This window comes from Streptomyces sp. R818 (assembly GCF_056172735.1).
Window position 1 is genome coordinate 249,354 of the sequence record NZ_JAOCNE010000001.1, and the last position, 17,681, is coordinate 267,034.

The 17,681-nt window shown below is 72.1% G+C and carries 15 protein-coding genes and 1 pseudogene; 6 read left to right on the forward strand and 10 right to left on the reverse strand.

Going from position 1 to position 17,681, the window contains the following annotated elements:
- The 3 genes and pseudogenes from N5I75_RS01100 to ureA form a co-directional block, all read right to left on the reverse strand.
- Positions 1-733 (reverse strand): agmatine deiminase family protein (locus tag N5I75_RS01100; RefSeq protein ID WP_476673294.1); only part of this gene is annotated, 733 nt, incomplete at its 3' end.
- 10 nt (positions 734-743) lie between these two features.
- Positions 744-2,455, reverse strand: a pseudogene (locus N5I75_RS01105) (urease subunit alpha).
- Positions 2,452-3,162 (reverse strand): urease subunit gamma, encoded by a 711-nt coding sequence (ureA, locus tag N5I75_RS01110; RefSeq protein WP_476673296.1) that lies wholly within the window; start codon positions 3,160-3,162, stop codon positions 2,452-2,454. The pseudogene N5I75_RS01105 and the gene ureA overlap by 4 nt, the downstream one beginning before the upstream one ends.
- A gap of 89 nt (positions 3,163-3,251) precedes the next feature.
- On the opposite strand from ureA, the gene N5I75_RS01115 reads away from it, so the two are divergent.
- Together N5I75_RS01115 and N5I75_RS01120 are read left to right on the forward strand one after the other, a co-directional pair.
- Positions 3,252-3,947 (forward strand): TetR/AcrR family transcriptional regulator, encoded by a 696-nt coding sequence (locus N5I75_RS01115; protein WP_476673298.1) that lies wholly within the window; start codon positions 3,252-3,254, stop codon positions 3,945-3,947.
- A 106-nt stretch (positions 3,948-4,053) separates the two neighbouring features.
- Positions 4,054-5,235: an FAD-dependent oxidoreductase gene (locus N5I75_RS01120; protein ID WP_476673300.1), complete on the forward strand. Its 1,182-nt coding sequence runs from the start codon at positions 4,054-4,056 to the stop codon at positions 5,233-5,235.
- A 34-nt stretch (positions 5,236-5,269) separates the two neighbouring features.
- Here N5I75_RS01120 and N5I75_RS01125 read toward each other — a convergent pair whose 3' ends face one another.
- Together N5I75_RS01125 and N5I75_RS01130 are read right to left on the reverse strand one after the other, a co-directional pair.
- Positions 5,270-6,358: a branched-chain amino acid aminotransferase gene (locus N5I75_RS01125; RefSeq protein ID WP_476673302.1), complete on the reverse strand. Its 1,089-nt coding sequence runs from the start codon at positions 6,356-6,358 to the stop codon at positions 5,270-5,272.
- A 260-nt stretch (positions 6,359-6,618) separates the two neighbouring features.
- Positions 6,619-7,659: a 3-isopropylmalate dehydrogenase gene (locus N5I75_RS01130; protein WP_476673304.1), complete on the reverse strand. Its 1,041-nt coding sequence runs from the start codon at positions 7,657-7,659 to the stop codon at positions 6,619-6,621.
- A 142-nt stretch (positions 7,660-7,801) separates the two neighbouring features.
- Here N5I75_RS01130 and N5I75_RS01135 point away from each other — a divergent pair, with 142 nt between their 5' ends.
- Entirely contained in the window at positions 7,802-9,349 is a 1,548-nt protein-coding gene (locus tag N5I75_RS01135; protein WP_476673306.1) for a purple acid phosphatase family protein, read from the forward strand.
- A gap of 4 nt (positions 9,350-9,353) precedes the next feature.
- Here the strand turns inward: N5I75_RS01135 and N5I75_RS01140 are convergent, their stop codons facing one another.
- The gene (locus N5I75_RS01140) at positions 9,354-9,497 is read right to left on the reverse strand and encodes a hypothetical protein (RefSeq protein WP_361065280.1); all 144 of its coding nucleotides are present in this window, start codon (positions 9,495-9,497) and stop codon (positions 9,354-9,356) included.
- Between the two features lie 217 nt (positions 9,498-9,714).
- Positions 9,715-10,257, reverse strand: coding sequence for a GNAT family N-acetyltransferase (locus N5I75_RS01145; RefSeq protein ID WP_476673308.1), 543 nt, complete (start codon positions 10,255-10,257; stop codon positions 9,715-9,717).
- 112 nt (positions 10,258-10,369) lie between these two features.
- Between N5I75_RS01145 and N5I75_RS01150 the strand changes: the two genes are divergently transcribed.
- The gene (locus tag N5I75_RS01150; RefSeq protein ID WP_476673310.1) at positions 10,370-11,299 is read left to right on the forward strand and encodes an NADP-dependent oxidoreductase; all 930 of its coding nucleotides are present in this window, start codon (positions 10,370-10,372) and stop codon (positions 11,297-11,299) included.
- 85 nt (positions 11,300-11,384) lie between these two features.
- On the opposite strand, the gene pruA is transcribed toward N5I75_RS01150, so the two are convergent.
- Both pruA and N5I75_RS01160 read right to left on the reverse strand, forming a co-directional pair.
- Positions 11,385-13,016: an L-glutamate gamma-semialdehyde dehydrogenase gene (pruA, locus tag N5I75_RS01155; protein ID WP_476673835.1), complete on the reverse strand. Its 1,632-nt coding sequence runs from the start codon at positions 13,014-13,016 to the stop codon at positions 11,385-11,387.
- 94 nt (positions 13,017-13,110) lie between these two features.
- Positions 13,111-14,037, reverse strand: coding sequence for a proline dehydrogenase family protein (locus tag N5I75_RS01160; protein WP_476673312.1), 927 nt, complete (start codon positions 14,035-14,037; stop codon positions 13,111-13,113).
- A gap of 185 nt (positions 14,038-14,222) precedes the next feature.
- Here N5I75_RS01160 and N5I75_RS01165 point away from each other — a divergent pair, with 185 nt between their 5' ends.
- On the forward strand, positions 14,223-15,395 hold the full coding sequence (locus tag N5I75_RS01165; protein WP_476673314.1) for a PucR family transcriptional regulator: 1,173 nt from the start codon (positions 14,223-14,225) through the stop codon (positions 15,393-15,395).
- On the opposite strand, the gene N5I75_RS01170 is transcribed toward N5I75_RS01165, so the two are convergent.
- Complete coding sequence (locus tag N5I75_RS01170; RefSeq protein WP_476673315.1) at positions 15,384-15,968, reverse strand: TetR/AcrR family transcriptional regulator; 585 nt, start codon at positions 15,966-15,968, stop codon at positions 15,384-15,386. The genes N5I75_RS01165 and N5I75_RS01170 overlap by 12 nt on opposite strands.
- Before the next feature lie 83 nt (positions 15,969-16,051).
- On the opposite strand from N5I75_RS01170, the gene N5I75_RS01175 reads away from it, so the two are divergent.
- Positions 16,052-17,632 carry an MFS transporter gene (locus N5I75_RS01175; RefSeq protein WP_476673317.1) on the forward strand — a complete coding sequence of 527 codons (1,581 nt, stop codon included), beginning with the start codon at positions 16,052-16,054 and terminating at the stop codon, positions 17,630-17,632.
- Positions 17,633-17,681: the final 49 nt, after the last annotated feature.

A 17,681-nucleotide genomic window follows, 5' to 3' on the forward strand; every position in this document is an offset into this window, starting at 1 on the left:
GGGTGCCGATGATCTCGCGGCTGACCTCGAAGTCGGGGTGGGCCGGGTCGCGCTGGGAGTGCACGAGCACGACACCCGGCGCGGCGAACGCGGCGACGATGTCGACGTGCCCGCGCGTGCCGAACGCGCCGTAGTCGCCGGTCAGCCCGCGCGGCAGCCAGAGCGCCTTCGTCGTGCCGATTCGTGCGTGGATCTCGGCCTCGGCCTCCTCCCTGGTCCAGCCCTGGTTGCGGTCGGGGTCGAGCTGGACGGTCTCGGTCAGCAGGACCGTGCCCTCGCCGTCGACGTGGATGCCGCCGCCCTCATTGACGAGGGGCGAGGAGTGCGCGGGGACGCCGGTGAGGTCGGCGACGTGGCGGGCGATCTTGGAGTCGTGTTCCCAGCGTGCCCAGTCCTGGGCGCCCCAGCCGTTGAACACCCAGTCCACGGCGGCCAGTTCACCGCTCCCCCGCTCCTTGACGAAGGTCGGGCCGATGTCGCGCATCCACGCGTCGTCGAGGTCGCGCTCGACGAGGTCGATGCCGGGGGCGAGGAGCGCGCGGGCCGAGTCGAGCTGCCCCGTGCCCACCACCATCGTCAGCGGTTCGTGGCGGCGTACGGCGTGGGCGACGGCGGCCCAGGCGGTCCGCGCCTCGGCCAGCTCCCGCTCGTCCGCGAAGGTGGGGTTGGGCCCCGGCCAGGCCATCCAGGTGCGCTCGTGCGGGGCCCATTCGGGCGGCATCACATAGGTCATCGCGGGGTCCTCAGAGGAAGTAGAGACGGTTGAGGGGACGGACTCGGCCGGCTGTGAGCGCAGGGGTTCGCCGTCCAGGGTGACCAGGCCGGTGCGCTGGTCGACGTCCACCGCGCCGGTGCGGGAGTTGAGCCGCAGGTCGGCGGGGCCGATCCCCCGGGTGCCGCGCACGGCGACGCGGCGCCTGCGCGTCGGCATCCCGTCGTGGCCCTGGTCGACGGCGGCCTGGGCGACGAAGGCGACGGACAGCTCGGCGGCGGTCGCCCCGAAGGCGCCGAACTGGGGGCCGAGGACGAGGGGCTCGCAGGTGTCGGTGGCCGCGTTCGGGTCGCCGACGACCCCGTACGCGGGGAAGCCGGACTTGAGGACGAGCTGCGGCTTCGCGCCGAAGTACTCGGGGTGCCACAGCACGATGTCCGCCATCTTGCCGACCTCGATCGAGCCGATCTCGTGGGAGAGGCCGTGGGCGATGGCCGGGTTGATCGTGAGCTTGGCGATGTAGCGCAGGACGCGTTCGTTGTCGTGGCCGGCGCCGGGGTCGCCCAGCTCGGCCTTCATCTTCCCGGCCATGGCGAACGTCCGGCGGACGGTCTCGCCCGCGCGGCCCATGCCCTGCGCGTCGGACGAGGTGATGCCGATGGCACCCAGGTCGTGCAGGACGTCCTCGGCGCCCATCGTCCCGGCGCGGATGCGGTCGCGGGCCATGGCGGCGTCGCCGGGCAGGTCGGTCTTGAGGTCGTGGACGGAGACGATCATCCCGTAGTGCTCGGCGACGGCGTCCCGGCCGAAGGGCAGGGTGGGGTTGGTGGAGGACCCGATGACGTTCGGGACACCGGCCATCTTCAGCACGTTCGGTACGTGACCGCCGCCGCACCCCTCGATGTGGAAGGCGTGGATGGTCCGGCCTTCAAGGACCTTCAGTGTGTCCTCGACCGACAGGCATTCATTCAGGCCGTCGCTGTGCAGGGCGACCTGGACGTCGTGCTCCTCCGCGACGCGCAGCGCCGTGTCCAGGGCGCGGGTGTGCGCGCCCATGTCCTCGTGCACCTTGAACCCGCAGGCCCCGCCCTCGGCGAGCGCCTCGACCAGCGGCGCGTCGTGCGAGGAGGAGCCCCGGCCCAGGAAGCCGATGTTGACGGGCCAGGCGTCGAAGGCGGAGAAGGCGTGCTTCAGCGCCCAGGGCGAGTTGACGCCGACGCCCCAGACCGGGCCGAACTCCTGCCCGATGACCGTGGTGACCCCGGAGGCGAGCGACGCCTCCATGATGCGCGGGGACAGCAGGTGGACATGGGTGTCGACGGCCCCGGCGGTGGCGATGAGCCCTTCGCCGGAGACGATGGTGGTGCCCGTGCCGACCACGACGTCCACGCCGTCGAGGGTGTCCGGGTTCCCGGCGCGGCCGATCGCGTGGATGCGGCCCTCGCGGAGCCCGATCGACACCTTGCGGATGCCGAGCGCGGTGTCGATGACGACGACGTTGCTGATCACGATGTCGCAGGTCTCGCGGACGGCCGCCGCCTTCAGGTGCAGGCCGTCGCGGGCGGTCTTGCCGAACCCGGCGAGGAACTCGTCCCCGTACGCCTGGGAGTCGGACTCGACCTCGATGGTGAGCCCGGAGTCGCCGAGGCGGATCCGGTCGCCGGCGCGCGGGCCGTGCGTGCTCGCGTACTCGTACGGGGTGAGGCGGCGGGCCTCGGCGGGGTGGCCTCCGGGACGGCTCATCGGTCTGCCCCCTCCGTGTCGGCGGAATCGACATCGACTCCGAGATATCCGCAGGCCGCCGCGCGGCGCAGCGCCTCCTCGCGGGCGCCGGGCGCGTCCAGCGGGCCGTCGACGAGCCCGGCGAAACCGATCGCGACCCGGCCGCCGCCGATCGGCAGAAGCCCCACCTCGTGGCTCTCCCCCGGCCCGAACCGCACGGACGAACCGGCGGGCACCGCGAGCCGCATCCCGTACGCCTCGGCGCGCGGGAAGTCGAGGCGCGGGTTGGCCTCGAAGAAGTGGAAGTGGGAGGTGACGGAGACCGGGACGGCCGCGGTGTTGGTGACCGTGAGCGTCAACTGCGGTGCCGGATCGGCGTGTTCGGGGCCCGGCAGCAGCGCGCCGGGCGCGTCGGCGCCGAGGCCGCCGCCGATCGGGTCGCCGACCACGGCAAGACGTGAGCCGTCGTCGAAGACGGCCTCCACATGCACCTCGGTGACCACGTCCGCGACGCCGGGCAGCACGTCGTCGGGGCCGAGCACGGAGCGCGCCGCCTCGATCGCCTCGGCGAGCCGGCGCCCGTCGCGGGCCGCCTCGCAGACGGTGTCCGCTATCAGGGCCGTCGCCTCGGGCACGTTGAGCCGCAGCCCGCGCGCTTTGCGGGCCCTGGCCAGCTCGGCCGCGCCGAACAGCAGCAGCCGGTCGCGCTCGGTGGGGGTCAGTCGCACGCGGCGCACCTCCTCGGATTTGAACGCCGTTCTAAATGAATTGAACGCCACTCTAAACGGCCGGACCGCGCTGCGGCTACCGTGGCCCCGTGAACAGCCCAGAGCCGACGAACAGCCCGCGCAGCCGCCGGGAGCGCCCCGCGAAACCCGCCCTGAGCAGGCAGGGCATCGTGGCCGCGGCCGTGCACGTCCTGCGCACCGAGGGGCTCGGCAAGGTGACCATGCGGCGCCTCGCCCGCGAGCTGGACACCGGGCCCGCCTCGCTCTACGTCTACGTGCGCAACACCGACGAACTGCACGCCGCCGTGCTCGACGCGCTCCTCGCCGAGGTGGACCTCGGCCCGGCCCGGGACGCGTCGGTGCCCTGGCAGGACCGGCTCACGGCGCTGCTGACCTCGTACCTGGAGATGCTGTTCCGCCACCCGTCGCTCGCCCGGTCCGCGCTGACCGTGCGCCCCGAGGGCGAGCACTACCTGGATCTGGTCGAGGCCGTGCTCTCGCTGCTCATCGAGGGCGGGGTGCCCGACGCGCGGGCCGCCTGGGGCGTCGATCTGCTCCTGATGTACGCGACCGCCACCGCCGCCGAGCACGCGGGCGGCGGTGCGAACCACATGGACACCACGGCCGCGGCGCTCGCCACCGCGTCCCCGGCCCGGCACCCGCAGCTCGCCCGGCTCCGCACGACGCTCGTCGCGGGGGCGCCGGAAGCACGGCTGACCTGGGGCTTCGCCGCCCTGATAGCGGGCATCGCGGCCTCGCCCGAGCCTCCCGTCACCGGCGCCTGAGAGCGCCCGGCACACACTCCCGGCCTCCGCACACTTCGGCACGAACTTGTTCGTTACGAACATGTTCGTTAGCGTGGAAGGGTCACCACGTCACAAGGAGGCCGCCATGAACACCGCTACGACCACCCCCGCGCACACCCCCGTCCCCCACCACCCCATCGCCGTCGTCGGCGCCGGACTCGGCGGCCTCGTGCTCGCCCGCGTCCTGCACGTGCACGGCGTCTCCTGCACGCTCTTCGACCTCGACGCCTCGGCCGACGCCCGCTCCCAGGGCGGCATGCTCGACCTGCACGAGGAGACGGCGCAGGCCGCTCTGCGCGCGGCCGGGCTCTACGACGCGTTCCGCGCGATCGTCCTGGCCGGGGGTGAGGAGAGCAAAATGATCGACCCGGACGGCACGCTGCGCCGCCACGACACGGACGACGGGGACGGCGGACGCCCCGAGGTGCACCGGCCCGACCTACGCCGCATCCTGTTGGACTCGCTGCCGGAGGGCACGATCCGCTGGGGCGCGAAGGTCACCGCGGCCGAGCCGACGGACGTACCCGGCCGCCACCTCGTCACGCTCGCCGACGGCAGCCGGTTCACCACGGACCTGCTGGTCGGCGCCGACGGCGCGTGGTCCCGGGTGCGGCCGCTGCTGACCGGCGCCCGGCCCGCGTACACCGGGATCTCGTTCGTCGAGGCCGATGTGCTGCCCGGCGGGGCGGGGTTCGGGGAGCTGGCCTCGTTCATCGGGGGCGGCAGCTCGTTCACGCTCGGCGACGGCAAGGGGCTGCTCACCCACCGCGAGGTCGACGGGCGCATTCACACCTACGTGGCCGTGCGCGCCCCCGAGGAGTGGCTCGGCACGATCGACTTCTCGGACACCGAGGCCGCGCGCGCCGCCGTCCTCGCGCTCTTCGACGGCTGGGACGACCGGCTGCGCGCCCTCATCGCGGACACCACCGGGCCGCTCGTACCGCGCCACATCCACGCGCTGCCGGTCGGCACGGAGTGGGAGCGGGTGCCCGGTGTCACGCTGCTCGGCGACGCGGCGCACCTGATGTCGCCGTTCGCCGGTGAGGGCGCCAACCTGGCCATGTTCGACGGCGCCGAGCTGGCCCGCGCCCTCGTCGAGCACCGGGGCGACACCGAGGCGGCGCTCACCTCGTACGAGAAGGAGATGTTCCCGCGCGCCGCGGAGACGGCGGCCGATTCGGCGGCCAACCTCACGCTGATGTTCGGCCCGGACGCGCAGCGGAAGCTGTACGAGATGTTCGCGGGGTTCGACGCCGCGCAGGCCTGAGAGGCACGCTCCCGGGCCCGCGCGGCGGGACGGTTCAGCCCAGCTTGTGCATCCAGCCGTGCTTGTCCTCGGCCTTGCCGCGCTGGATGTCCAGGAGCGCTTCGCGGAGCTTCATCGTGACCTCGCCGGCCTGACCGCCGGACTGCTGCCACTCCGAGCCCGCGCGCTTGACCGTGCCGACGGGCGTGATGACGGCGGCCGTGCCGCAGGCGAAGACCTCGGTGAGTTCACCGGAGGCGGAGTCGGCCTGCCACTGCTCGATGGAGACGCGGCCCTCCTCGGACTTGTAGCCGAGGTCCTCGGCGACGGCGAGGAGCGAGTCGCGGGTGACGCCCGCGAGCAGCGAACCCGTGAGGGACGGCGTGACGATGCGGTCCCCGTACACGAAGTACAGGTTCATGCCGCCCAGTTCCTCGACCCACTTGTGCTCGACGGCGTCGAGGTAGGCGACCTGGTCGCAGCCCTTGGCGGCGGCCTCGGCCTGGGCGAGCAGCGAGGCGGCGTAGTTGCCGCCGGTCTTGGCGTCGCCGACGCCGCCGGGGACGGCGCGGACGCGGTCCTCGGAGAGCCAGATGGAGACCGGCTTCACGCCGCCGGGGAAGTAGGCGCCGGCGGGGGACGCGATGACGATGAAGAGGTATTCGTTCGCGGGCTTCACGCCGAGGCCGACCTCGGTCGCGATCATGAAGGGGCGCAGGTAGAGGGATTCCTCGCCGCCGTGCGCGGGGACCCAGTCACGGTCCTGCTTGACGAGCGCGTCACACGCCTCGATGAACGTCTCGACCGGCAGCTCGGGCATACCCAGGCGCCAGGCCGAGTGCTGGAAGCGCTTGGCGTTCTTGTCGGGGCGGAAGGTGGCGACCGTGCCGTCGGGCTGGCGGTACGCCTTGAGGCCCTCGAAGATCTCCTGCGCGTAGTGCAGGACGTTCGTGGCCGGGTCGAGGGAGAGCGGGCCGTAGGGGATGAGCTGGCCGTCGTGCCAGCCGCGGCCCTCGGTCCAGCGGACCGTCACCATGTGATCGGTGAAGTGGCGGCCGAATCCCGGGTTGGCCAGGATCGCCTCGCGCTCCGCGGCGGACAGCGGCGTGGCGGTGGGCTTGAGCTCGATCGTGGGCGTCGTCATGGTTGCGTGTCCTTCACCGTTGGTTGTGACGGACCGCGTTCACGCCTGCACTCCTTGTACTAGGACGTCCGAGCTTATCTCCGTACATCGCGGCCCCACGTTCGATTATCGCGCGTGGGGCGGGGTGCTCGGAACGGGCCCAGAGGGTGAGGTATGGTGCGGCCCCAGGGGGATAGTGGCACCCGGAGCCGCTCGTACAGAAGCCGCCGGGCGCTTGGCGCGACCCGGCGGCTGCTTTTGCTACGAGAGTGAGCGCCGGGTCAGCCGGCTACTCGGGCGGCGAGCGCGTCGCCGATCTCTTCGGTGGTGCGGGGCGCGGTGCCGCGCTCGCCGAGGTCGGCGGAGACGGCCGTCTCGATGCGGGCGGCCTCGGCCTCGTGGCCGAGGTGGCGCAGGAGCAGCGCGACGGACAGGACGGTGGCCGTGGGGTCGGCCTTGCCCTGGCCCGCGATATCCGGGGCCGAGCCGTGCACGGGCTCGAACATCGAGGGGAACTCGCGGCTCGGGTTGATGTTCCCGGAGGCCGCGACGCCGATGCCGCCGGAGACGGCCGCGGCGAGGTCGGTGATGATGTCGCCGAAGAGGTTGTCGGTGACGATCACGTCGAACCGGGCCGGGTCGGTGACGAGGAAGATCGTCGCGGCGTCGACGTGCAGGTAGTCGGTGGTGACCTCGGGGAACTCCTTCGCCACCTTGTTGAAGATGTCGGTCCACAGGTGGCCCGCGAAGGTCAGCACGTTGTTCTTGTGGACCAGCGTGAGCTTCTTGCGGGGGCGGGCCTGAGCGCGGGCGAAGGCGTCACGGACCACGCGCTCGACACCGAAGGCCGTGTTGACGGAGACCTCGGTGGCGACCTCGTGCTCGGTGCCCTTGCGGATCGTGCCGCCGTTGCCCGTGTACGGGCCTTCCGTGCCCTCGCGGATGACGATGAAGTCGATCTCCGGCTGACCCGCGAGCGGCGTCGCGACACCCGGGAGCAGCCGGCTCGGGCGCAGGTTCACGTGGTGGTCGAAGGCGAAGCGGAGCTTGAGCAGGAAGCCGCGCTCCAGGACGCCGGAGGGCACGCTCGGGTCGCCGATGGCGCCGAGCAGGATGGCGTCGTGCTTCTTGAGGGCGTCGAGGTCGGCGTCGGTGAGGGTCTCACCGGTCGCGAGGTAGCGCTTGGCGCCGAAGTCGAACACCTCGGTCTCCAGCTTCACATCCTGCGGAAGGACGGCGGAGAGGACCTTGAGACCCTGGGCCACGACCTCCTGGCCGATGCCGTCACCGGGGATCACTGCGAGATTGATGCTGCGAGACATGGTTCGCACCGTACTCGCTGTCCCATGGGATGACACGTCGTGTCCAGAATCCGGACACTCACCCTCGGCGGGTGACAACCGGCCGTTTTCTGTTCACCCGTATGTGCGGGGGATGTTGGACCGCGGAGGGCATCACGGCGTCATGGACCTTCCCGACTTCGGCATACCGGCACAGCTCGCGCGCCGGATGAGCATGGCCGAGCAGTACGAGTACCTGCGGAGCCGCATGACGCGGCGGCGGGCGCTCGTCACGGCGGGCGCGGTGGCGGGCGGCGCGCTCACCGGCTGCTCGACCAGGCACACCACGAACCCGGCCGCCTCGGCGAGCAGTACCCCCGCCGCCGTCCCGCCCTTCGGCCGCCACCTCGCCTTCGGCGCCGACCCGCGCACCCAGATGCGGATCTCCTGGCAGACGCCGCTCGCGGTACGCAGACCGTACGTCCGTGTCGGCACCGCCCCCGGCGACCTGAGCCGGAAGATCGAGGCGGAGGTCCGTGCGCTGCACACACCCGGCGTCGACGGCGTGCGCCTCGCGCTCGACCAGTTCTACGTGCACGCCGCCCTGGACGGCCTGCGTCCGGGCACGACGTACTACTACGGCGTCGGCCACGACGGCCACGACCCGGCGTCCGCCGCACACCGCGCGACCGTCTCGGCGTTCCGCACGGCGCCCGCGGCGAACCCGGACTCATTCACCTTCACCGCCTTCGGCGACCAGGGCGTCGGCAGCGCGGCGGCGGCGAACAACCATCTCGTGCTGCGCCAGGACCCCGCGTTCCATCTGCACGCGGGCGACCTCTGCTACGCCGACGGCACCGGGCACGGCAAGCGGACGGACGGCTACGACCCCGGCGCCTGGGACTGGTTCCTCAAGCAGAACGAGCAGGTCGCACGGACCGTGCCATGGATGGTGACCACCGGCAACCACGACATGGAGGCCTGGTACTCCCCCGACGGCTACGGCGGCCAACTGGCGCGCTGGGCCCTGCCGGACAACGGGTTCGCTCCCCGGACGACCCCGGGCGCGTACTCGTTCCGCTACGGCAACGTCGGCGTCGTCGCCCTGGACGCGAACGACGTCTCGTACGAGATCCCCGCCAACCTGGGCCACAGCGACGGCCGGCAGACGGCCTGGCTGAACCGGACGCTCGGCGCGCTGCGCGCCTCGCGCGGCGTGGACTTCGTGGTCGTCTTCTTCCACCACTGCGCGTACTCGACGTCCACGCACGGTTCGGACGGCGGGGTGCGGGCGGCGTGGCTGCCGCTGTTCGCCCGCCACCAGGTGGACCTGGTGATCAACGGGCACAACCACGTCTACGAGCGGACCGACGCCGTCAGGGACGGCGCGGTCGGCCGGGAGGTGCCGGTCGACGGCGCGACCGACCCGACGCGGGACGGGATCGTGTACGTCACCGCGGGCGGCGGCGGACGCGATCTGTACGGGTTCAGGCCGGGCAGCGCCGAGAGCTACGAGGGGCGCGAGCGGCCCCACGAGCCCGTCGACAGCCTCGTGTGGCGGAAGGGGCACCGGGCGGCGGACGAGACCGTCGCCTGGTCGCGGGTGCGCTACCGCGGGTTCTCCCTGCTCAGGGTGGACGCCAAGAGCGGGGCGCGGCCGCGCCTGAAGGTGTCGGCGCTCGCCCAGGACGGGCGGCGGATCGACCACTTCGAGGTGCGGCGGGGGCCCTGAGGGGTCAGTGACCGGTCTCGCCGCCGTTGTCCCTGCGGTCCAGGGCGCGCTGGAGCGCGGCGGCGGCGATCTTCGCGGTCTGACGGTCGGCTTCGCTCGACGGGGAGACGTGACGGACTCGGCGGCGGGCGGGCGTCGCAGTGGCCATGACGGATCGACTCCTTGAGATCACGGGGGATTTCGAGGGCCGGAAGAGGCGGGGAGCGCGGGGCCGCAGGGGTTGCCTGCCAGGTGCTCCGGCTCGCTGCCGCCATTCGCCAGGTAAGCGATACGTTCGGCTCCTACAAAGCTAGGACAGGACTCCGGTTCTGTCTCCACAATTACTCGGACTTCCTACTATCTGAGACGGAGCTCACCCCAAGGCCTCACAGCAGGTCGCCGTCGCGCCAGTCGAAGAGGAGCGGGTGCGAGGGGTCCAGACCCCGTGCGACCAGGGCGGGAAAGAGGTACGGCGGGTCCTCGTCGGCCGGGAGCACGATCGTTCCTTCCGGGCCGTACGCCGCGAAGGGTCCGCTCCATTCGGTCCAGCCGCGCGCCACGTACATCGGCGCCCCGTCGGAGGACGCCGAGAGCGCGCCGAGGTCGTACGCGGCCATGATCACCCGCTCCAGGGCGCCCATCACCCGCCCGCCGAGCCCGGTGCGGCGCACGTCGGCGCGGACGGCGACGGACTCCACGTAGCCGACGCGCAGCGTGTGCCCGTCGTGCACGGCGCGGCGCTGGGCGACGCTGCCGTGGGCGAGGAGCGCGCCGGAGTCGTCGTGCACGAGGGCGTGCATGCCGCCGAGTCCGTGCGCCCAGTCGGCGTCGGAGAAGTCGCCGTCGAAGGCGTCGTCCAACAGGGCGCGGGCGGCGGCGAGTTCGGGGGCGGTGAGATCGGCCGTGTGGGCGGTGCGCAGCGTTGTCACCGGCTCACGGTAGTCAGCTTTCCGACGCCGGGCATCCGGATATCTCGGGCACGATGGAGTGCAGCACCGGCCGGGCGGCGGTGGCCCGGCGGGCCCCTGGGAGGAGTCCCCCATGCGCGTGATCAGCCAGCGCCGCTTCGGCGGACCCGAGGTCCTTGAGGTGGTGAAGGCGGCGCGGCCGGTGCCGGGCGCGGGCGAGGTCCTGGTGCGGGTGCACGCGGCGGGGGTGAACCCGGCGGACCGGCTCGCCCGGTCCGGCGAGGCCCCGGTCCTCGGCGACCCGCCCTTCACGCTCGGCCTCGACGTCTCGGGGGTGGTGGCGGAGACGGGCCCGGACGTCACCGCGTTCCGGCCCGGCGACGAGGTGTTCGCGATGGTCCCGGGCGGCGGCTACGCCGAGTACGTCACCGTGCGCGCCGACGCGCTCGCGCCGAAGCCGGCCAGCGTCGACCACGTCCACGCGGCGGCGGCGCCCCGGGCGTGCCTCACCGCGTGGCAGGCGCTCGTCGACCTCGGCCGGGTCGGGCCGGGGCACCGGGTGCTGATCCACGCGGCGGCGGGCGGCGTCGGGCACATCGCCGTACAGCTCGCCAAGATCCAGGGCGCGTACGTCATCGCCACCGCCCGCGCCGAACTGCACGGCTTCCTGCGGGACCTCGGCGCCGACGAACCCCTCGACCACACGACGACGGACTTCGCGCTGACCGTGCGCCACGTGGACCTCGCGTTCGACCTGGTCGGCGGCGACTACGGGCCGCGCTCGCTCGCCACCCTGCGCCCCGGCGGGCTGCTCGTCCCGGCGGTCCTGACCGGGCTCGGCGTCACGCCCGAGGAGGCGGCGGCCCGCGAGGCGCGGCTGCGGCCGGTCGTCGTCCGCCCGTCGGGCACCACCCTCGGCAAGGCGGCGGCGCTGATGGCGGCGGGGCGGGTGCGGCCGCACGTCTCGGCGGTGCTGCCCCTGGAGGAGGCGGGCAAGGCGCATGAGGTGGCGGCGGCGGGGCGGACGCAGGGCCGGATCGTGCTCACGGTGCAACCGGTGTAGAGACAACACCGCCCTCGGCCGGGTGGGGGCCCGGGGCCGAGGGCGGGGTCAGAGGGGTGGGCCGGGACGGCCCACCGGGCTGGCGTCAGCCCATGTGCGGGTAGGTGTAGTCGGTCGGCGGGACCAGCGTCTCCTTGATGGCGCGGGTCAGCGTCCAGCGCATCAGGTTCTGCGGGGCACCGGCCTTGTCGTTGGTGCCGGAGGCGCGGCCGCCGCCGAAGGGCTGCTGGCCGACGACGGCGCCGGTCGACTTGTCGTTGATGTAGAAGTTGCCCGCGGCGTAGCGGAGCTTCTCCATCGTGTGCGCGGCGGCGGCACGGTCGTTGGCGATGACCGCACCGGTGAGCGCGTAGTCGGACGCCGACTCCATCTGCTCCAGCATGGCGTCGTACTGGTCGTCCTCGTAGACGTACACGGCGAGGATCGGGCCGAAGTACTCGGTCGTGAAGACCTCGTTGGCCGGGTCGGTGCACTCGATGACGGTCGGGCGCACGAAGTAGCCGACCGAGTCGTCGTACGTGCCGCCCGCGACGATCGTGCAGGAGTCGTCGCCCTTGGCGCGGTCGATCGCGGCCTTGTTCTTGGCGAACGAGCGCTCGTCGATGACGGCGCCGATGAAGTTCGACAGGTCGGTGACGTCACCCATGGCGATGCCGTCGACCTCGGCCGCGAACTCCTCCTTGAAGCCGTCGTTCCAGATCGACGCGGGGATGTACGCACGCGAGGAGGCGGAGCACTTCTGGCCCTGGTACTCGAACGAACCGCGGGTCAGCGCCGTCTTGAGGACGGCACGGTCGGCGCTCGGGTGCGCGACGACGAAGTCCTTGCCGCCGGTCTCGCCGACGAGGCGCGGGTAGGTGCGGTAGTTCTCGATGTTGTTGCCGACCGTCTTCCACAGGTGCTGGAAGGTCTTGGTCGAGCCGGTGAAGTGGATGCCGGCCAGGTCGCGGTGGTTCAGGGCGACCTCGGAGACGGCGAGGCCGTCACCGGTGACGAGGTTGATGACGCCCTTGGGGAGACCGGCCTCCTCCAGGAGCTGCATCATCAGCACGGCGGCGTGCGTCTGCGTCGGGGACGGCTTCCAGACCACCACGTTGCCCATGAGGGCCGGGGCGGTGGGCAGGTTGGCGGCGATGGCCGTGAAGTTGAACGGCGTGATCGCGTAGACGAAGCCCTCGAGCGGACGGTGGTCCATGCGGTTCCACACGCCCGGCGAGTTGGCCGGCGGCTGCTCGGCGAGCAGGTTGCGGGCGTAGTGGACGTTGAAGCGCCAGAAGTCGACGAGCTCGCACGGGGTGTCGATCTCGGCCTGCTGGGCGGTCTTCGACTGGCCGAGCATCGTGGAGGCGGCCAGCGTCTCGCGCCACGGGCCGGAGAGCAGCTCGGCGGCGCGCAGGATGATCGCGGCGCGGTCGTCGAAGGACATCGCGCGCCACGCCGGGGCGGCGGCCAGGGCGGCGTCGACCGCGTCCTTGGCGTCCTGCTCGGTGGCGTTGGCGTACGTGCCGATGACGGCCTTGTGGTTGTGCGGCTGCACGACGTCGAAGCGCTCGCCGCCGCCCATCCGACGCTCGCCGCCGATGGTGCAGGTCAGCTCGATCGGGTTCTCGGCCAGCTCCTTGAGCTTGGCCTCCAGGCGGGCGCGCTCGGGCGATCCGGGGGCGTAGCCGTGCACCGGCTCGTTGACCGGGGCGGGGACTCGGGTCACGGCGTCCAGCGTCATGGTCCGTATCTCCTTCGGGGGGTCGGGAGGTGTTCGGGAAGCTATGGGGCCCGGCGACGGGCGGCCTTGACGGCCTTTGTGGGGCGGCTCAGTCCTTGGTGAGGATCGAGCGGGCGAAGAAGAGCAGGTTGGCGGGCTTCTCCGCGAGGCGGCGCATGAAGTACCCGTACCAGTCGGTGCCGTACGCGGTGTACACACGCATCCGGTGGCCTTCGGCGGCGAGCCGCAGGTGCTCCTCGCTGCGGATGCCGTAGAGCATCTGGAACTCGTACTCGTCCAGCTTGCGCCCGGCCGTCCGGGCGAGCTCCTGCGCGATGGAGATCAGGCGCGGGTCGTGGGACCCGATCATCGGGTAGCCCGAGCCCTCCATGAGGATGCGCGTGATCCGCACGTACGCCTTGTCGATCTCGGCCTTGTCCTGGTACGCGACCTCGGCGGGCTCCTTGTAGGCGCCCTTGACGATGCGGACGCGGCTGCCGGCGGCGGCGAGGCGGCGGGCGTCGTCCTCGGTGCGGAAGAGGTAGGCCTGGATGACGCAGCCGGTCTGCGGGAAGTCCTTCCGCAGCTCCTCGTGGATGGCGAACATCGAGTCGAGGGTGGTGTGGTCCTCGGCGTCCAGGGTGACCGTGGTGCCGATGGCGGCGGCGGCCTCGACGACGGGCCGGACGTTGGCGAGGGCCAGCTCGTGACCGTCGGCGAGTGCCTGACCGAACATCGAGAGCTTCACGGACATCTCGGCCTTCTCGCCGAGGCCCAGCTCCTTGAGGCGGCCGATCAGCTCCAGGTAGGCGTCGCGCGCGGCGTGCGACTGCTCGACGGTGGTGATGTCCTCACCGACGACGTCGAGGGTGACTTCGAGCCCCTTGGCGGCGGCGTCCTCGATGACCGGCACGACCTGGTCGACGTTCTCACCGGCGATGAAGCGGGCGACGACCTGCTTGGTGCCCGGCGCCGCCGACACGAACGAGCGCATCTTGTCACTGCGCGACGCGGCGAGGATCAGGGGAGCCAGCACGGGGCACCTCCACGGAGCATGAGTTGAGGAGTGGCCGAATCCCTACAAAAGGGGAACGGCACGGGGAACCACCGTGAAATCTAAGGATCCTCCCGATCCTGTGCCATCGACAGCTGTCACGCATCTGTGTTCGCCACCTCAGACATCTGTATGAAGAGGCGGGTGAGGTGCGAGAGACTGGAGGGGTGAAAGGCGATTATCAGGAACTCGTCGACGAGATCTCGGCGCTCCTCGGCGCCCCCGCGACCCTGGAGAACCGCGATTTCCGGCTGATCGCGTTCGGGGCGCAGCTCAGCGACGCGGACGCCGACACCGACTTCGACGCCTCCACCCTGGACCCGGTCCGTACGCGGTCGATCCTGACCCGGAGCTCCACGGCGGCGGTCCGCGCCTGGTTCGAGGGGTTCGGCATCACCCGGGCGACGGAGCCGGTCCGTATTCCGGCTACCCCGGAAGCCGGGGTCTATCGCGGCCGTATCTGTCTCCCCGTACGCCATCGGGGCATCGTCCTCGGCTACGTATGGCTGCTCGACGACGATCCGGGGCCGACCCGGGACCAGCTCGACGCGGCGATGGAGGTCGCGGGCCGGATCGGGGCGCAGCTCGCGGACGAGGCGCAGGCGGGCGCGGACCTGACCCGCGAGTTCCACTCCGTGCTGACCGCCGAGCGCGGGTGGCAGCGGGACATGGCGGTGGCGGCGCTGCGCACGGCGCTCGGCACCCGCGCGGAGGGTCTGCACACGGTGGTGTGCGTCGCCCCCTGGCCCTCGGCCGACCCGGACGACGCGCCGTCGGTCCGCTCCCTCCCGGCGGCGGACGCGCTGTGCACCGTGCCCTGGGGCGTGACGGGCCAGTGCCTGGCGCTCCTGGTCCGCCTGCGCTCGGCGGAAGTCCTCTCCCCCGCGCTCACGGCGGCGGCGAAGCTGCGGGCCCGGGCCGGCACCGACGCGGTCGCGGCGGGCATCGGCGCCCCGCGCACCGACCTCGCCGACCTCGCGACGGCCTGGCAGGAGGCGACGGCGGCGGCGCGCACCGCCCTGGCCAACCCGCGCCTCGGCCCCGACACGCAGTGGTCGGCGATCGGCCCGTACCGCCTCCTCACGGCGCTCCCCGCCGAGGCGGCCCACGACCCGGCGGTGACCCCACTCCTGGCCCCGGCCCACCAGCAGCTGGCCCGCACCGCGGAAACGTTCCTGGACTGCGCGGGCCAGGCAGGCCGTGCGGCAGCCGCCCTGGGCATCCACCGCCAGACCCTCTACTACCGGCTGTCCCGCGTGGAGCAGCTCACGGGGCTCGATCTGGACGAGGGCGAGGACCGGCTGCTGCTGCACATGGGGCTGAAGGCGTCACGCCTCTGAGGGCGCGGGCACCCCCGTCAACAGCCTGATCCCCTCCGTCAGTTCCGCCGCGCTCGGCACGAACTCCGGGTCGAACGTGTGTTGCGCGACCAGGCCGAGGAGCAGGACCGAGCAGAACTTGCCGAGGGTGTCCACGCGCGGGTCGTCGGCCGGGGGCTCCTCGCCGCCCATGATCATGGCGATGAAGCCGCTGCCCGCCTCGCGCTGAGCGGTGGAGAGGTACTCCCGTACGGCCGGGAGCTTGTCGCCCATCGTCACGAGCTCGATGCTCAGGTGCCAGATGGAGCCGGGCTTGCCGAGGCTCTCGGTGATGCCCGCCACGACGGCCTGGAACCGCTCCAGCGAGCCGTCGGCGCCCGGGAGCCGCTGGGGTGCGCCCCAGGCGTCCGCCGCGTGCTCGGCGAGCGACACGTACGCCTGCGCGAGCAGGGCGTCCTTCGAGCCGTAGTGGTAGCCGATGGAGGCCAGGTTGGTCCCCGACTCCCTGACGATGTCGCGCGCGGTCGTGCGCACGAACCCCTTCTCCAGAAGGCAGCGCTTGGCGCCTTCGAGCAGATCTTCGCGGTGTCCCATGGCACCACTGTACAGAGAATCCAGACGAGCGTCTTAAACGTCAGTACTAGACAAGCGTTTAAGACGCTCGTACAGTTCCTGCCATGACGAACCCGACGAGCACCACCACACCCCTCAACTCCCGTGCGGGGCGCCGTGAATGGACCGCCCTGGGCGTCCTGATGCTGCCGCTGCTCCTGGTGTCGATGGACGTCTCCGTCCTCTACTTCGCGATCCCCGCGATCAGCGCCGACCTGGCGCCGAGCGGCACGCAGCAGCTGTGGATCTTCGACATCTACGCGTTCGTGCTCGCCGGGCTGCTCATGACCATGGGGTCGCTCGGCGACCGGATCGGCCGGCGCAAGCTGCTGCTCATCGGCGCCGCCGCCTTCGGCGCGGCCTCGGCCCTCGCCGCGTACGCGGACAGCGCGGAGACGCTCATCGCCGCGCGGGCGCTCCTCGGGGTCGGCGGCGCCACGCTCATGCCGTCGACCATGGCGATCGTCCGCACGATGTTCACCGACCCCGGCCAGCGCGTGAAGGCGATCGGGCTCTGGTCGGCCGTCATGACCGGCGGGGTCGCGCTCGGCTCGGTGATGAGCGGCGTCCTCGTCGAGTACTTCTGGTGGGGCTCGGTCTTCCTGGTCAACCTGCCCGCGATGGTGCTGCTGCTCGTCCTCGGCCCGGTCCTACTGCCCGAGTCCAAAAACCCCGAGCCCGGCCGCTTCGACCTGCTGAGCGTGCCGCTGTCCATGGCCGCCGTCCTGCCCGTCGTCTACGGCGTCAAGGAGATCCCGTCCGAGGGCTGGAACGTGCGCTACGTCGTCTCGATCACCGTCGGCCTGCTCTTCGCCGCCCTCTTCGTGCACCGTCAGCGCACCACGAGGTCCCCGCTGATCTCCCCCTCGCTCTTCAAGGGCCGGGGCTTCGCACCCGCCGTCGTCCTCAACCTCGTCTCGTCCTTCGGCATGATGGGCTCGGCCTACTTCACCACCCAGTACCTCCAGTCCGTGCTCGGCAAGAGCTCCATGGCGGCGGCGCTCTGGTCGCTGCTCCCCACGGTCCTGGTCGGGGTCGCGGCGCCGGTCGCCGCGCAACTCGTCGAGAAGGGCGTGCACCGCGGCCACGTCGTCGCCGGCGGCTTCACCGTCGCCGCCTGCGGATACGCCCTGCTGGCCCTCGCCGGCACGGACTCCTTGTGGCTGGTCCTGGCCGGCGCCGGGGTCCTCGCCTCCGGGATCGTCACCGTGATGTCCCAGATGATGGATCTGGCGCTCGGCACCGTCCCGGTCGCGCACTCCGGCTCCGCCGCCTCGCTCCTGGAGACCGGCGCGGAGTTCGGCGGCGCCCTCGGCATGGCCGTCCTCGGCTCCATCGGCACGGCGGTCTACCGCCACGACATCCCGTCCGACGCGCCCGACGCGGCCCGCGAGACCCTCGGCGGCGCCCTGGAGACCGCACGCCACCTGCCGTCCGACGCGGCCCGCGCCCTCACGGACACCGCCCGGGACGCCTTCACCAACGGCATGCAGGCGGCGGCGATCGCGGGAGCGGTGCTGCTGCTCGGCGCGGCGGGCCTCGCGGTGCTGACGCTGCGCAAGGTGGTCGTGCGGGAGGCCGCGTCCGAGGCATGCTGCGCGAGCGAAACGACGAGCGACCCGGCGAACGCCCCGGCGAACGCCTGACCGCCGCCCGCCGGCCCACCGGTGCGCACGGCGGACCGTGCCAGGATGG

Coding starts and splice junctions, on each gene's coding strand:
- N5I75_RS01120 (WP_476673300.1), top strand. CDS start 4,054: ATGAACACCGCTACGACCACCCCCGCGCACACCCCCGTCCCCCACCAC.
- N5I75_RS01125 (WP_476673302.1), bottom strand. CDS start 6,358: ATGACGACGCCCACGATCGAGCTCAAGCCCACCGCCACGCCGCTGTCC.
- N5I75_RS01130 (WP_476673304.1), bottom strand. CDS start 7,659: ATGTCTCGCAGCATCAATCTCGCAGTGATCCCCGGTGACGGCATCGGC.
- N5I75_RS01135 (WP_476673306.1), top strand. CDS start 7,802: ATGGACCTTCCCGACTTCGGCATACCGGCACAGCTCGCGCGCCGGATG.
- N5I75_RS01140 (WP_361065280.1), bottom strand. CDS start 9,497: ATGGCCACTGCGACGCCCGCCCGCCGCCGAGTCCGTCACGTCTCCCCG.
- N5I75_RS01150 (WP_476673310.1), top strand. CDS start 10,370: ATGCGCGTGATCAGCCAGCGCCGCTTCGGCGGACCCGAGGTCCTTGAG.
- N5I75_RS01170 (WP_476673315.1), bottom strand. CDS start 15,968: ATGGGACACCGCGAAGATCTGCTCGAAGGCGCCAAGCGCTGCCTTCTG.
- N5I75_RS01175 (WP_476673317.1), top strand. CDS start 16,052: ATGACGAACCCGACGAGCACCACCACACCCCTCAACTCCCGTGCGGGG.